This is a genomic window from Neolewinella antarctica (assembly GCF_011927835.1).
GTDB lineage: Bacteria > Bacteroidota > Bacteroidia > Chitinophagales > Saprospiraceae > Neolewinella > Neolewinella antarctica.
Window position 1 is genome coordinate 912,562 of record NZ_JAATJH010000001.1, and the last position, 16,067, is coordinate 928,628.

General features: G+C 53.6%; 10 protein-coding genes. 2 read left to right on the forward strand and 8 right to left on the reverse strand.

The features are described 5' to 3' along the window. Both GGR27_RS03720 and GGR27_RS03725 read left to right on the forward strand, forming a co-directional pair. Window positions 1–924: an MBL fold metallo-hydrolase gene (locus GGR27_RS03720; RefSeq protein ID WP_168036036.1), complete on the forward strand. Its 924-nt coding sequence runs from the start codon at window positions 1–3 to the stop codon at window positions 922–924. A gap of 142 nt (window positions 925–1,066) precedes the next feature. Beyond that, window positions 1,067–2,701: a cryptochrome/deoxyribodipyrimidine photo-lyase family protein gene (locus GGR27_RS03725; protein WP_168036037.1), complete on the forward strand. Its 1,635-nt coding sequence runs from the start codon at window positions 1,067–1,069 to the stop codon at window positions 2,699–2,701. On the opposite strand, the gene GGR27_RS03730 is transcribed toward GGR27_RS03725, so the two are convergent. The 8 genes from GGR27_RS03730 to murD form a co-directional block, all read right to left on the reverse strand. Further along, entirely contained in the window at window positions 2,685–6,446 is a 3,762-nt protein-coding gene (locus tag GGR27_RS03730; RefSeq protein ID WP_168036038.1) for a T9SS type B sorting domain-containing protein, read from the reverse strand. The two genes, GGR27_RS03725 and GGR27_RS03730, sit on opposite strands and share 17 nt — an antisense overlap. Window positions 6,447–6,788: 342 nt before the next feature. Beyond that, the gene (gene ftsZ, locus GGR27_RS03735) at window positions 6,789–8,270 is read right to left on the reverse strand and encodes a cell division protein FtsZ (protein ID WP_168036039.1); all 1,482 of its coding nucleotides are present in this window, start codon (window positions 8,268–8,270) and stop codon (window positions 6,789–6,791) included. A 226-nt stretch (window positions 8,271–8,496) separates the two neighbouring features. Then, window positions 8,497–9,906: a cell division protein FtsA gene (ftsA, locus tag GGR27_RS03740; protein WP_168036040.1), complete on the reverse strand. Its 1,410-nt coding sequence runs from the start codon at window positions 9,904–9,906 to the stop codon at window positions 8,497–8,499. A 257-nt stretch (window positions 9,907–10,163) separates the two neighbouring features. Further along, entirely contained in the window at window positions 10,164–10,979 is an 816-nt protein-coding gene (locus tag GGR27_RS03745; RefSeq protein WP_168036041.1) for a cell division protein FtsQ/DivIB, read from the reverse strand. Further along, window positions 10,966–12,357 carry a UDP-N-acetylmuramate--L-alanine ligase gene (gene murC, locus GGR27_RS03750; protein WP_245184386.1) on the reverse strand — a complete coding sequence of 464 codons (1,392 nt, stop codon included), beginning with the start codon at window positions 12,355–12,357 and terminating at the stop codon, window positions 10,966–10,968. Before murC ends, GGR27_RS03745 begins: the two co-directional genes overlap by 14 nt. After that, window positions 12,354–13,487, reverse strand: coding sequence for an undecaprenyldiphospho-muramoylpentapeptide beta-N-acetylglucosaminyltransferase (murG, locus tag GGR27_RS03755; protein ID WP_168036042.1), 1,134 nt, complete (start codon window positions 13,485–13,487; stop codon window positions 12,354–12,356). The genes murC and murG overlap by 4 nt, the downstream gene beginning before the upstream one ends. Then, on the reverse strand, window positions 13,477–14,637 hold the full coding sequence (locus tag GGR27_RS03760) for an FtsW/RodA/SpoVE family cell cycle protein (RefSeq protein ID WP_168036043.1): 1,161 nt from the start codon (window positions 14,635–14,637) through the stop codon (window positions 13,477–13,479). The genes murG and GGR27_RS03760 overlap by 11 nt, the downstream gene beginning before the upstream one ends. Continuing rightward, a complete protein-coding gene (murD, locus tag GGR27_RS03765; RefSeq protein WP_168036044.1) occupies window positions 14,634–15,959 on the reverse strand; it encodes a UDP-N-acetylmuramoyl-L-alanine--D-glutamate ligase in 1,326 nt (441 codons plus the stop codon). Before murD ends, GGR27_RS03760 begins: the two co-directional genes overlap by 4 nt. Between the last annotated feature and the right edge of the window lie 108 nt (window positions 15,960–16,067).

The following is a 16,067-nucleotide window of genomic DNA, read 5'->3' on the forward strand; positions in this document are numbered from 1 at the left end:
ATGCAACGCCGGCAATTCCTCCGAAACTCGCTCGCCGCGACGCTACTCGCCAACCCTACGCTGCGGTTGTTCAGTCAGTCGCAACCAATTGCGGAGGGTGGTGATTTCCAAATGATCCGCGGCAATGTTGGCTATTACACGAACCGGGGCGGAACGATCGGTCTGTACCTGCCGGACGGCAAACCACGGGGCGGCGTCATCGTCGACACGCAGTTCCCGGATGCGGCAGAAGAGTTGCTGGCAACGCTGCGTGAACTCGGTGACTTGACGCAGTTTGCCATTCTCGCCAACACCCACCACCACGGCGACCACACGGGCGGTAACGCCATCATCGCACCACTGGCCAAACAGTACATTATGCACGACGTCGCCCGAGAAAGTTTACTGGCTACGCTGGCTGCAAATGACAAGATTGGGTCGATTCCGCTACCAAAAACGACATTTTCGGGTACGTGGTCTACCAACCTCCCGCAGGGCAAAGAAGTCGTTGCCCTGCGTCATTTCGGCGCGGCACATACGGGTGGTGACGTGGTCGTCCACTTCGAGAACGCAAACGTGGCCCACCTCGGTGACTTACTTTTTAACCGACGCTTTCCCTACATCGACACCGCGGCGGGCGGAGACATTCTTAACTGGCCGGTTGTGCTGAGAAAGATCCGAATTTTTTACGGTAAGAATACGCTTTACATCTTTGGCCACGCTGCTGATGGCTACCCCGTCTTCGGCACTACGTCTGACATCAAGGCTTTCGAAAATTACCTGGAGCGCTTGCAGATTTACGTCCGTAAGGAGATTCGTAAAGGCACTTCTCTGGTAGATTTGAAAGCCAAAACGGAAACCATCCCCGGCGCGCCGACCTGGAATTTTGGGGAGCGGTTACGGGATTTGAATTTAGAGGTTATGTACGGTGCGCTTTCGGAATGACCGCCGTGCGATTTGCTCATTGGCATGAAGGGGGCGCGGACGCGGGTGCAGGGTGTATCAGGAAAGAAGCCGTGTTCACTTGGGCAGCTACCTAACAAGCCGCCTACTAAACAAAAGCACGGCGAATGCTGGTTAAACAGGCATGTCCACCCACGCAATCTACTGGCTCAAGCGCGACTTCCGGTTAGCGGATAATCCCGCCCTGACGGCCGCCCTCGAGCAGTTTGACTCAGTCACCCCCGTCTTCATCCTGGAACCTTCCGCCCTCAGCGCCCCCGAAACCAGCTTCCTGCACGTTCACGCGCAGTGCGATGCGTTCAACGGATTAACCCTGCACCTGCGACAGCGCACCAAAAGCGAAGATCAGATACTGGGGTTGATGCACGAAGAAGTCGTGGTGGCGCTTGAAAAATTGTACCGCGCAAAACCGTTCGCTGCATTAATTAGCCACTTTGAAACTGGCGTGAACCGAACCTTCGCGCGCGACAAAGCTGCCAAGAAATGGTGCAATCATACGGGAGTTGCGTGGCAGGAGCACCGGCAAACCGGGGTTTTCCGTGGGCCCGTCGACCGCGACGTTCGCCACAAAGACTGGGAAGCATTCTACAAGGCCGATCGCTTACCGATTCCCACAGCTTTGCATTTACTGAAAATTCCGGATGAGTACACGGAGATTCTACAACTACCCAAATCCGAGCAACGCACGTACGCACCGGCGACCGAATTAGCGTCAGATAAGTGGATGACCGACCCGGCACTGTTGGGTCGTATGCACGCCGGGCCACTCCTACCGGAGCATTTTGGTCACGTGCTCAGTGCCGAGCAGTTACGCTACGTTCAGCCCGTCTCCGAGCAGGCAGCCGAAATTACCTTAACCAGCTTTCACCAACAACGGGCACTGGATTACAGCAAAGGAATGTCGAGCCCGAATACCGCGTTTTACCGGTGTAGTCGGCTCAGCGTGCACCTGGCGTGGGGGACGATTTCCGGCCGCTGCGCCTACCAACGCACCCAGACTTACTACGATGCGCTCAAAGAAAGTGATCTGGAAAACGCCGGTACCTGGCGGAAAAACTTACGCTCTTTCCTCAGTCGACTCCACTGGCGCGACCACTTTACGCAGCGGTTGGAGACGGAGGTAGCAATGGAACACCGACCACTCAACCCAAATTTTCATAAATTAAAGCTGGAAGACAGCGATGAACTCTACCGAGCCTGGATAACCGGGACCACCGGCTACCCAATGGTCGACGCCTGCATCCGCTGCATGGCCGTGACCGGCTACATCAACTTTCGGATGAGGGCCATGCTGACCAGCACGGCGGCGCACATGTTTCACCTCGATTTCCGCAGTATCGACAAACCGATGGCGCGGCTTTATACAGACTACGAGCCCGGCATTCACCTCGCGCAGCTACAGATGCAGGCCGGCATGGTTGGCATTAATACTTTACGTACTTATAGCCCCGACAAACAGTTTTTGGACCACGACCCGGAGGCGGCATTCGTTCACCGCTGGGTACCAGAATTAAGACCCTACACCGCCGCGGAGATTAGCAAACGTGATCTTACCCAGGGCCTGGGGGATTACCCCCCGGCAGTGGTGGAACGAATGGAACGAATCCGCGCTTACAAAAAGATTATTGGCGACCTCAAATTCCAGCCCGGGGGACGGGAAATCACCCAGGCGGTGTTCGATAAACACGGCAGCCGTCGCGGTCCACGCCGCAAGAAAAAGACCCCACCCAAAAAGAAAAATACTACCGCAAAAGATTAACTACCCCACTGAGGGTACGATTGGAGCCATCGAAATAGATCACTTTGGCTCGCCACACGTAAGTTCCCGAATCTGCCGGCTGGCTATTCCGGTCAACCCCCGCCCACCCGGAAGACAATTCATTAATGGACGCATCAGTTTGTTCGTAGACCATGCCCCCCCACCGGTCGTAGACTTGTAGTAACTCGATGCGGGCTATGTCGCTATCCCCACCCTGTAGTGTGAAAAAATCATTGACCCCGTCTCCGTTCGGCGAGAAGGCCGTTGGTGAATACAGCAGTTTTGCGTCATTGACTACTACGTTGACTTGAGCGGATGCCGTACAGCCGATGGCATCGGTTATGTTAATGAGAAGACGAGTTGACGACACCGCCCGGAACGTAAAGCTCCTGTTCGCGAGGTCAAAGTCGCCCTCCACACCGTCGGCGTTAGCAGCGGCGAGCAAATTGGCGTTGGTAAGCAACGGGAGATTGATGGTTTCCCCGAAGCGGGTGGCGAAGTTGGGTTGAAGCTCCAGCTGGAGGCTGTCTGGCTGCCCAATCACGAGGGCCGTATCCGCCAGGCAGCCATTCTCGTCCTGAATACCGATGGAGTATTCGCCAGCATCAAGGCCACTGGCCAGTTCCCCTACATCAAGCAACACGCCATCTCCATAACCGAAGACCAAAGCCCCCGTGCCACCGCTAGCCGCAACGGATATGCGACCGTCCTTAACCCCAAAGCAAGATACGGAGTCACCTACGGCCGTAAAACTGATTGGTACCGGAAAGAAATAAGCTAGCGTATCTACGCCCACGCAACCTTCATCCGAGGTCACCACTACTGTATTGACGCCTTCGCTAACGAGCGCGATGGTATCCTGAGCTTGTTGACCGTCGTTCCAACTAACCGTACTGCCGGGCGGGCTTTCGATACCAATTTTTTGCGTTCCACCTGGGCAGTTGTCTCCGGCGGGGCGAATCATTGGCGTTGGGACTCGACCACCAATAAACGTTATGATTGAGTCAGCGACGCAACCCAGATCATTCACCGCCGTGGCGGTGTACTCACCCGTTACGAACGGGATAAGCACGGCAATTGAAGATCCCGGCGGCTCGGAATCGGACCAGGAAATAGTGGAAAAATCATCCGTCGTGGCGGTAATCGAAAACTCTCCGTCGTTACACGATAGGTAGGTGCCGTCCGTCGCCGAGGGAGATATGGTTAATGATGGAATGATGTCCCGCCCGGGCACGGATACCTCAGCCGTCAACAAACAAGTAGCCGTTTGCACTTCCAAGCTGTAGGTTTGGTCTACGCCAGAAGGTGCGACCGTGATATCATTGCTCCCCCCCACCACGGAGTTGCTCTGATCGAACCAGGTAAATACACCGTCGATGGTGTCGGTAAACAACCGGGCGGTGGCGGGCTCACAGATGTACGCTAAGTTTAACTCGTCCTCCAGGTCACGAACTTCCACCTGCAGTGGGAAAGTCACGCCGCAGGCATCCTCGACGACAAAATTCAGCACACCTTTCTGTACTGCAATCAGCTCAAGGCTATCCCCCTCAACTACGGTAAACGAACGAATGGTTTGCGTGGGGTCGTCGCCATCAACTTCCCTGATCTCGTAAGGCCCGCTCCCTTTTATTGGGACAATGCTGAATGGTGCTTCACCAGAATTTGCACAGAGATAGTTATCGCTCGCCATCAATTCAACCGGTTCGTAAGTTGGGATGGTGAAAGAAAAGGTGTCTAAGAGGCAGTCCTGCCGCTCGAAACCCGCCCCAACGCCCACGACGTAATCGCCGGGGGGAAGACCGGTGATGACGTCGGTCCGGTAAATCTGGCCATTAATTACGTAGTAATCTCTTTGGCCCCTGATGGTCGCTTCGTAGCCGAATCCGCGGTAGAAATTCCTCCAATTATTCACGGTCCGGCGCTCGGCCGTGATCGTTACCGTAGCACCTTCCGGACAGATAGAGTTAATTTCGACGGTATCAATCCTTTCCTGCACGATGTCGGGCAGTTCAATAACCTTATTTCCACAGAGGGAAAGCGAAGTTATTTCGTAGCGCCCCGGAAATAATGGAGAGGGGAAAATGAAATCTTCACAGTCATCCAGTCCAAAGTCATTTAGCACCAAGCTAAAGGAAGGGTCGTCGAGGCCCCGAATTTGGTAGGGACCTCCGTCTTTACGAAGAGAAACTTGGTAGGACACCCTACACTCCCCGTCACCGTCCGGCTCAAAATTAGGTTCGACCGTAATGGCGGGGTCAATCGAAGTCGATCCACCCAGTGTTACGTCAGCTACTTTGGGCGTCGTGCAGGGGTTCTCTACCCGGACCGTATAGTTGCCCGGCGGTAGATTGGTAAAGCGACCGGTAGCATTATCTTTAACGGGGACGCCAGCGCTACTCAAAAAATACCTATTACCCGGGTCTTGGATTACCCGCCGGCTGATCGTCCCACTCTCGCAGTTGAACCGTTGGATCAAGTTCGCGATAATGGAGTCGCAGGCCGGGATGACTTCGAGCAGAATCGTATCCTGGCACGTCATAATGTCTCCACAAGCGTCTTCGACCCTGATCCGGTAGTTACCGATGTCCGTTCCGTTGGCGAACACCATCAGTTCGTCTTCTTTCGTCTGCGTTAATTCTGGGGAACCCGGACAAGTCTCACACGTGATGTTAACCGGAAGACTCGTGTTCGTACCGCAGGCTCGGCCGACGGACAACGCTAGAGAAGTATCATTACAATCCAGTGCGGGCGAGGGAGTAATTAACCTATTGGGGGTGAAAACCGCCGTATCCTCGATGGTATTCCCGCAGCCGTCCGTCACCTCCAGGGTGACGCGCCGCGTGCCGGGTGGTATGCCCGTAATGATTGGGTCGGAGGAGGTAATCTCGACACCATCGGCCACAATCTTAAAAACGAATGGTGGTTCCGCTGCAGCACCAACCGTTACTTCGGCCGTCCCCGTGGAGAAATTCACGCAACTGAGTGAGAAAGCTGCGTCTAACTTAAGATTGAGATCCCGAACGAACGGATCATTCTCGCAGGCTCCCTGAATTTCTATGGTTGGGTTACAGCCAATTTCGGCGTAGGTAAACGACCCCGTACCGTTGGTAAATACGCCGACGCTGCTGTTCAACGTGAAGGTAAACGGTTCAATACCACCCTTCGGCTTGACCAGAACGCCGGCATTAGACTGTTCCGTGCTGAAGCCCGATACGGAAACGCCCCCTCCGTCCATTGAAAAAGGACGGCTGTTGCCACACTGATCAAAAACGGTGCCCGCGGCCGTACGACCGTCCAGCCCGGGCAGTAGCAAAGAATCCGGAGAAGTTTGCGACACTTCCCCCCCTCCATCTACCGTATATTCAAATAAGTACGGACCACTCCCTCCGGTCGCGATTGCCACCGCATCGCAGCCCAAAAAAGTCGTCGCTACCGAAAAAAAGTTACCGTTGGGCTCCACCGTAAATTCAGAAGAAACCGTCAGCCCCGAACCACGATCCGTAGTGACCAGGCCGTATTTACAGGCCGCAAGGGCCGTAAAGGTTGGTACCGTTTGGGGCGCGAACGTCTCCCCACACTCACTGCTTAATTGGAATCGAAAGTCTCCACTTCCTCCGCTGATGGTAATTGAGGCCGATCCGTCGGCCACGCAAACTTCGTCCATCACGGCTACCGTAACGGTAAAGTTCTGGCCAGTAAGTACGAAGCAAAAAAAGAGACACAGTAAGGTATAGACTAATTTCATGCGGGAAATTAAACGGCGAGTAAGACCTATATGTTACCAAAAACTGATCGTTGTTAGCTTTTTTAAGAAAACAAGAACACTAATCACCAAACCTTCAAATGCACAACGTAAGAAAAGATTTACAAAGTGCAAGTGGAATGACTTGACGGTTGGTCGTAACGCACCGTTGGGCGTAACGTTGCCTTGTATTTGACCGCACCACTAGAAAAGCGGACACCAGGATTGACCCCCCGGTGCCCGCGTCAAAGCTAAAAAGGTGTGAAATTCTTGTTGGCCGTGCTACTTGGTACAGAAGCACACTCACCTTCGCCACTACTCATCAGTCTTAAGCCAACCAGTGAATTAGTCGACGTTGTCGTGTAAATAACGGTTGCCGCTCCGGAGGGGTAAATTTTCGTCGTCACTGATGCTGTAACGACTTAACTCATCTGACTCCGCCGCCGTAATATTCTCGAGCTGTACGTTGCGCCGCAGGTATGCGGGCTGCTTTTCCATCTCTACGACTACGTTCGGGTTACTCAATTTGGGAAGCTCTTTTTTGCTGCGTAACTGGGCGCGTCGTGCTTCGTCAACTGCTTCCATTTCCCGGCGTTGGGCTTCGCGGCGCGCTTCCTCTTCGTCCTTCAGGTAGCTACTCGTGAAGCTGCGCTCCTCGTTGCGTGAACGGGGGCGAAGACGGGCTTTTGCTTCTTCGAGGTTTTCAAATTCGAAAGTCGTCGTTTTTGTATCGCGGTTAAAACCAACGGGGTCAGCTTCACCGGTGATGTCTTCTAGTGAAACGCGTCGTGGCGACTCGGTCGCCGCGGGCGTTTCCCCGTCCAGGTGCACGGTCATGCGCTCCTTCCCAGCTACCGTATTCAGGTTTTTGCTCGCACCAAATCCGGTTGCGATCACGGTCACGCTGAGTTTGTCGCCCATGTTTTCGTCGAAACAGTTACCCCAGATCAGGTCCGTTCCGTAACCCGCTTCCTCCTGCACAAATTCCGTGATCTCAAAGATCTCATCCATGGTCACCTCACGCGTTCCGGAGGTGATGTTCAGTAGAATGTGCTCAGCTCCACGAATGTCGTTGTCCTCTAAGAGTGGGCTGTGCAATGCTTGGTCTACGGCCTGGCGCGCGCGGTCTTCACCTTCCGCCATGGCCGTTCCCATAATCGCTACGCCGCTATCCCGCATCACGGTATTTACGTCTTCGAAGTCAACGTTTACGTAACCGGGCACGGTGATGATTTCGGCGATGCCCTTGGCGGCGGTCGTCAGAATATTGTCCGCGCGGGAGAAGGCATCTTTCAGACTCAGATTACCGTGGATCTGGCGAAGTTTGTCGTTACTCACGACGATGAGGGTGTCTACGTTCTCCTTCAATTCTTGCAGCCCTTCCATGCCATTGGTCGCACGGCGGCGGCCTTCAAACGTGAAGGGAAGGGTCACAATACCGACGGTAAGAATACCCATTTCCCGGGCGGTTTTCGCGATGATCGGTGCGGCCCCAGTTCCCGTTCCACCACCCATGCCGGCGGTGACGAAGAGCATCCGGCAGTTGTTGTTGAGGTACTTTTTAACTTCCTCGATGCTCTCTTCGCAGGCAAGTTTGCCGACGGTCGGCTTGGAGCCGGCGCCACGCCCTTCCGTGAGGTTGGGGCCGAGGTGCATTTTCGTGGGTACGTGGCTCTGTTCCAATGCCTGGTGGTCCGTATTGCAAATGGCAAAATCTACGCCGATGATACCCTGGTCGTACATGTGGTTGACGGCATTAGAGCCACCGCCACCGACGCCGATTACTTTGATGATGGGTGCTTCGTCCGTTGGAATATCAAATGTCATAATTCAGGTTTTGTGCCCGTTCAGCGCGGTCCTCACCGGTTTCACACCTTTTGAAGCTGGCTGGTATATTTTGCGGGCGAAGTAGGCCGGTCAATTTGCCTACAGTTTTTTTGTTTCGAGTTGTTAAAATAGATAAGCCGCTACTCGTGGCTTTGGGCGCGGACGCTGGTGCCGGCAGATTCGAGAAGAAGCAGGGTTTGCCTCATTCCAAATCCTGACTTGTTTACTAAAGATCGTTATCCGGTTCGGCTTCAAACCATTCTTTGGTTTTCTTAAAGACGCTGTTGAACCAACCGTTCTCATCCTCGCCGGCGGTAGCCTGCTGGCGAGACTGCATGTCCTGGTAGCGTGCTTCCGCAACGGCTCGTGCTTGTGCGTTTTCGTCGGCGCGAATGGCGGCGGCAGCTGCTTCCTTGGCGATCGATTCTTTCTCTTTCTTGCGGGATAGCACGGGCTCAATCCGCCCTGCATCTACGTCCGCGAACCCTTGCAACAACAGACCGACACCAGTCGCATAAATCGGGCTGGTCAATTTCTCCTGGTACCCGTGGGTCAGGTGCTCAATGGGGGTACCCATGCGGGTGCTCAATCCGGTATGAAGTTCCGTCAGCTTGTCCAGATCCTTCAGTAGCGAACCACCACCCGTCAGCACGATGCCGCCGATGAGCTCCTGCCCACTAAATCCAGCGCGGCGGATCTCCCACAGCACGTGGTCAAGAATTTCTTCGGCGCGCGCCTGGATGATCAGCGCCAAATTGCGCTCACTAATTTCCTTGGGGTCACGACCACGCAGCCCGGGGATGACGATCAGCCTGTTCTCCACGACCTCCGCGGGTACGGCACGGCCGTAATTCACCTTAAGCTTTTCGGCCTGCTCGTCCATCACGGTACACCCTTGCTTGATGTCCGTCGTAAAGACATTGCCACCGAAGGGAATTACCGCGGTGTGGCGAATAATCCCATCCTTATAAATAGTCATGTCGGTGGTACCGCCGCCAATATCTACCAGGGCAACACCGGCGCGCTTTTCGTCGTCGTACAGCACGGATGCGGCACTCGCGATGGGCTCCAACGTAACGCTGGCCATTTCCAAATCTGCCCGCTCGACGCAGCGATTGATGTTGTTGCTCGCCATCGTCTGGCCGGTGATGATGTGGAAATTAGCTTCCAACCGGCTACCCGACATTCCGATGGGGTCGATGATCCCTTGCTCCATGTCGACCGTATATTCCTGAGGAATTACGTGCAGGATTTTGTCTCCGGGAGGTAACACAAGCTTGTGCATGTCGCCGATCAAGCGGTCGATGTCTCCCTGGTTAATTTCTTCCCGCGCGTTGTCCCGGACGAGCATTCCCCGGTGTTGCAATGACTTGATGTGCTGGCCCGCGATGCCGACGTGGACGACGTCAAAATCCAACCCGCTGTTCTGGCGCGCAATGTCGCAGGCTTCACGAATCGCGCGGATCGTTTTTTCAATATTATTGACAACACCGCGCATAACACCTTCGGACTCTACTTTACCGGTCCCCAGTATCTCCAGACGGCCGTGCTCGTCCCTTTTACCCACGAGGGCGCAAACTTTAGTGGTGCCGATGTCGAGTGCGGCAATAATTTCATTTTGAGTGGTATCCTTCATTATTTAAATTCTTTTTAGCTAAACCTATCCAAAAGCCGTGGGTCTACGGTGATTTCCGGACGTGAAACTGATTAAAATACGCAGCCCTTTTGGGCCACGTCAACAGTTATTTTATCGATCTAATTCGCCTTCCCCAAATGTATCCCGCGAGCCTCGTTTTCACAAGTTTTTCGGGCGGTTTTTTCGATAAAAAAACAATATTCTCCCGTAGCGAAAAAACCCGTCTCTCAACTGGGCGTTTCGGTACGTTTTGACCGTCATTTTTTTTGCGCAACGACTTGATCATTGTACCGCAAATCAAAGCTTTTGTACTTACTCCACCCTTCATACGGAAGACCTTCCCGATAGAACGTTTTTAGTCTTTTCAAGCGCGCTTTAATCTTTTCTTTTTCGTAGCGCCCGAGATAGATTACTTGGTCACCGACTTTCGGAGCCAACACCCATTCTCCCGTATTCGTCACGTACACTTGCTCGATGAGCGCATTCAGGATCTCGTCGCCACGGACGTATCGCGTAAATTCCACCAATTGGTGTAACTGATTATTTTCGTTGTTCATAAAATCATCCGACCAGAGCATCACGTTTCCCGTAACGACCAGCACCCGGGCGGTATAATTATTACTGAGCGGCATACGAATGCCTTGCTCGTCTAAATAGTAATTCTGTCCACTCTCACCAATTACCCGTAATAACGGAATCCGTTGATTAACAATGATGTTGAGCTGCAGGTCGTCGTCCACAAAAGCGTCCGCATCGGCCACGAAAGCCTGGGCTTCTAGCACCTCTTCGACCCGCTTTATGTCAATATCGTTCAGTGACCATTCACTGATGGGCTTAAGGAAACTGGCGCCTAGTTTTTCGATTAATTGCTCCGGCGTAACTAGCAGGCTACCGTCAGGAAGAGGCATCACGATCGGAGCGACCGTGGCGACGTGCGATGACTCTCGCGAACCAATCGCGGATATTGCGAGCGCGGCGATGGCTAGACCGATAAATATCCAGCCATACTTTTTCACCCCCTGGATGAAGCGAATAAAAAACGGTAATTTTTCTTTTGCTTTACTGCGAGCCATGCGGCGGATAATTTTTGTGGTATTTGGCAATTTCACCGATCAACGCATCAATATCGCCAGCGCCCAGTAACAATAGAACGCCCTCATTAAGTTTCTTCGCCCATTCCAGCATCTGACCATTCGAAAAAAGCCTTTTTTTGTCCGCTTTCATCTTATTAAAAACCAACTGACTCGTTACGCCCGGGAGGGGTTTTTCACGTGCCGGGTAAATGGGGATCAGAATGGCTTGATCCAGTTGGTCGAGCGCCTCGGCAAAACCGCCGGCGAAATCCTGCGTCCGGGAAAATAAATGCGGTTGAAAGACGCCACGGATGACTTTTCCGGGATACAGCTCGCGTGCCGCGTTAATGGCGGCATTTAATTCCGTGGGGTGGTGTGCGTAATCGTCAATAATTACCAACTTACCGTCGTCGAAGACTTTTTCGAAGCGTCGGCTAATCCCTTTGAACGTCGCCAAGCCCCGACGAATATCCGCCTCCGACCCACCCGACAACCGGGTTACCGCGCAGGCCGCAACTGCATTTTCTACGTTGTGTCTTCCGGGCAACTCCGTGCGCAGATCAATAACCATGTGTCCGTCCGGCTCGTGCAAATCGAAATAGAAACAACCATCCCGCACGTGAATATTCTGGGCGCAAAAGTCTCCCGCCCCGATACCGAAGGAACTCAGTAGTACGTCACCCAAATCAGAAAACAGGTGCGCTATTTCGTGGCGCACGAGTAACTGGCCACCCGGGATGATCCGCTTAGCGAAAGCTCGGAACCCTTCCTCCAGCATGGTGGCGTGGTCGCCGTAGATGTCTAAGTGATCGGGGTCGGCCGAAAGGATGACGGCGATGGTGGGGTCGAGCTGGAGAAAGCTGCGGTCGTATTCGTCGGCTTCCACGACTACCCAGTCGCTGGTTCCGTGGACGTAATTACTATTGAAGTTGCGGGAGATACCACCCAAAAAAGCCTTTGGTTCTAAACCAGCAACCGTCATCAAGTGCGCGGTCATGGTCGTCGTTGTCGTCTTTCCGTGGGTTCCGGCAATCGCTACGCAGTTGGTCGCGCGGCTAATGATGCCGAGAACTTGCGCGCGTTTGAGAACCACGTAATCACCGTTATCCACGTGGATTCGTTCGGCAAAATCGGACGGGACGGCCGGTGTGAAGACGATCAGTAGTCCGGGACTGGCGGGAGGTATCTTATCCATAGCGGCCTCACCAAAATGAATGGAAATCCCTTCTTCTTCCAACGTAGCCGTCAGCGCCGAAGGCGTTTTGTCGTAACCACTCACCTTCACGCCAATCGTGGTGAAGTAGCGGGCGATGGAACTCATGCCGATGCCACCAATGCCGATGAAGTAGACTTCCTCGATGTCTTTCAGGTCCATCATGATTGTGCGGGTTTAGTAGCGATGAGTTTCAAAACCTCCTCGGCGATGCGCGTCACGGCACCGGGTTGGGCCATGGCCTTTGCATTTTGGCCAGTCACGAAGGGCGCCTGCGCGTCATCCAGAAACAGTAGCGTTTCTTTCACCAGGCGTTCACCAGTTTCGGCATCCGGAATCAGCAGTGCCGCACTTTTCAAGGCCAGCACCTCCGCATTTTTAGTTTGGTGATCTTCCGCTACCCAGGGGCTGGGAACCAGAATGGCTGGTTTGCCCAGGTACTGAATTTCGGCAATGGTAGTGGATCCGGCACGAGCGATGACGACGTCCGCCGCTGCGTAAGCTTTTGCCATGTCGTCGATGAAGGCGGACATCGTTACGTTGGGAAGTTTTGCCGTATCACAAGTTTCGTATTCCGCTTCGTAGTATTTGCCACACTGCCACCTCCACTGCACCCGCGGCCGCGCCCTGATTAATTCCGTACCCGCGCGCATGGCTTCATTCAGAGACTTAGCTCCCCCCGAACCGCCCATCAACAGCACGCAAGGCCGGTCGTGATTGACGCTGCTATCGGGCCGTGATTTTGCGGCTTCCTTCAACATATCTTCACGCACCGGATTGCCCGTGTGCACTAATTTGGTTGCTGGAAAAAATTGCTCCATGCCCGGGAAGGCAACACAGATTTTATCGACCTGCTTACCCAGCCATTTATTCGCCAAACCAGCGAAGGCGTTCGGCTCCTGAATTAGAGTGAGCACTCCCATTTTGGCCGCCACGTACAGTACTGGCGCGCCTGCGTAACCGCCAGTTCCAATCACCACATCGGGCCGAAATTGCTTGATGATTCTGCGGCTTAGTAGCAGCGAGGCAATTACTTTGAATGGGAAACCGAGATTTTCCAGCGTAAGCTTTCGTTGCAAACCACGAATGGGCAAACCAACAATCTCATAACCCGCTTTCGGCACTTTTTCCATCTCCATTTTACCTTTCGCGCCCACGAACAAGAACTCACTGCCGGGCCGAAGCCGCTTGAGCTCGTCCGCAATGGCGATGGCCGGGAAGATGTGCCCGCCGGTGCCGCCGCCACTCACGATGATGCGCAGTGGCTCGTTATTAATTGATGATTTACGTTGCATCGGCGGTGGATGCTTCGATGTACTTCGAGACGGACAAGATGATGCCGAGCGAAATACAGGTGAATAAAGTAGAGGTGCCGCCCATGGAAATCAACGGCAGCGGCAAACCCGTGATGGGTAATAAATCGAGATTAACGGCGATATTAAAAAATGCTTGGAGTAGCAAGGACGTACCGATCCCAAAGGCCACCATGGCCCCGAAGGCTTTGGAGCTTTTGGTGACGAGTTTTACTACCCGAAAAAATAAGAGCACGTATAGCCCGATGACGACCAACCCGCCGAGCGCGCCGTATTCCTCGACGATAATGGAATAGATAAAATCCGCGTGGGCGCTAAAGACATAGTTACGCTGTAAAGAATTACCCGGCCCCTGCCCGAAAACGCCCCCGTTCGACATGGCGACCGTGGCATAATCCACCTGCTCCATCGCCCGCGGGTCCGGCTCGCGCCCGTCAAAAAAGCTTTCAATTCGACTTTCCCAAGTAGCTGCCCGGGGAATTAAACTAGGGTATTTACTCCCGATCATCACCATTAGACTGAATACGCAGAGCCCGGTTAGGACCAGCATTAACACGTACTGCAACGCCACGCGGCCAACGACCATCATCAATAAACAGATGAAGAAAAGCATAATGGCTGAACTCAGATCATTTACCGCGATTAGGGCACAAATTCCAACCACGGGTAGAATGATCGGTACAAAAGCCTCTTTAAAATCTTTAATCACTTCCTGCTTCGAACCAATCGACCGCGCGACAAAAATGATCAAGGCTAATTTAGCAAAATCGGAACTCTGAAACGTAAGACCCACGAACGGGATTTTTAACCAACGCTTCGCATTGTTGATCTCCAACCCAAAGAACATAGTCATCAAGAGCAAGACCACCGCGGCCACCAGCAAACCCGGGGCCCAGCGGCTATATTTTGTGTACGCCAGTAAGTGCCCGACGTAAATAATCACCAAGCCCACGCCCAGGATGATGCCGTGCTTGACGAGGTAATACCCCGTCGAACCGCCCCGGTCTTCGTAGGCCAGGTCGGATACGGAAGAGTAAACCGCTACCATGGAAATGATACTGAAAAGCACCACCAGGGCCCAAATCACGCGGTCGCCCCGCAACTCCGTTGCTATCCGTGTCGAGATGCTCATGCGTGTAATTTTTGGACGGCCGCGCGGAACTGGTCGCCGCGGTCGACGTAATTTTTGAACAGGTCGAAACTGGCGCAGCAGGGGCTGAGCAGTACGTTATCTTTTTTACCCGCGCGGTGGCCGGCAAAAACGACGGCGGATTGAGCACCGTGACATTCCAGTATTTCTGGAATAACACCGGCGAAAGTTTCTTTTAGTTTTTCGTTGTCTTTGCCCATGCAGATCAGGGTGTGAATCTTGTCTTTTACGAGAGGGAGCAGGACGTCGTAATCATTGCCCTTGTCGGTGCCACCGGCAATCCAAACGGTTGGGCCGTCCATCGCTTCGAGGGCGAAATAGGTGGCATCGACGTTCGTTGCTTTACTGTCGTTGATCCAGGTCCGACCGTCGGTGGTGGGAATAATTTCCATTCGGTGCGGAGCGGGTACGAAGCTGTCGAGGGCGAGTTGGATTTCTTGCTCGTTGACGCCGAGTTCCAGCGCGATCCGGATGGCGAAAAGTGCGTTCAGGTCGTTGTGCTTTCCGCGCAGTTGACCGGAAGCGAGCTCGAAGGAGTAGCCGTCGACGAGGACTGATTTGCCGGAAACATCTTCCGGTCGGATCGTACTAATTTGGCTCTTGGGGTCCTGGCGACGGAGCGCGGGTGCCAGGGTTGTAGGGTCGGCGAGGACGAGTAGGCGATCGTCTATCCGCTGAGATTGCGCGATGCTTAATTTGCTATCCGCGTATTTTTCCAGGGAGTAGTCGTAGCGGTCCAGGTGATCGGGCGTGATGTTGAGCACTACCGCGATGTCCGGGCGGAATTCAACAATTCCGTCCAGCTGGAAACTACTCAGTTCGAGCACGTAGACATCTTGCGGCGGGAAGTCCAGTAATAATCGGGCAAAACTGTCGCCAAGATTACCACCGGCCAAGGCTTTCACGCCAGCGAAAGCGAGCAAGTGGTGTGTCAGCAATGTCGTCGTCGTCTTACCGTTCGAGCCGGTGATACCAACGATCTTACAACCGCGCGGTGCAAATCTTGCCGCAAATTCAATCTCGCTAATCACCAGAATTCCTCGTTCCCGCAAGGCAACAATCAATGGTACGTGATCCGGAATACCGGGACTCTTGATTACTTCCGTTGCCCCAAAAATCTTGGCCTCGCTGTGCCCCCCGAGCTCATAAGCAATACCAGCCTCGTCTAACTCGCCAACGAACCGCTCCACCCCACGCCCCGCATCGGAAACGAACACCTCGTACCCCTGCGCTAACGCCAGCCGCGCCGCGCTTACGCCGGATTCTCCGACTCCCAGTACTACGATGTTCTTTAATTCCTTCATCTTAATTATGCTACGACGCAGCTATTCTTATCTCTTTATTCTTTTCTCTTTTCTCCTTCTGTGTCTTCCTTTCTTCTTATGTGTTTTTTGTGTTCCTACCCACTCTGT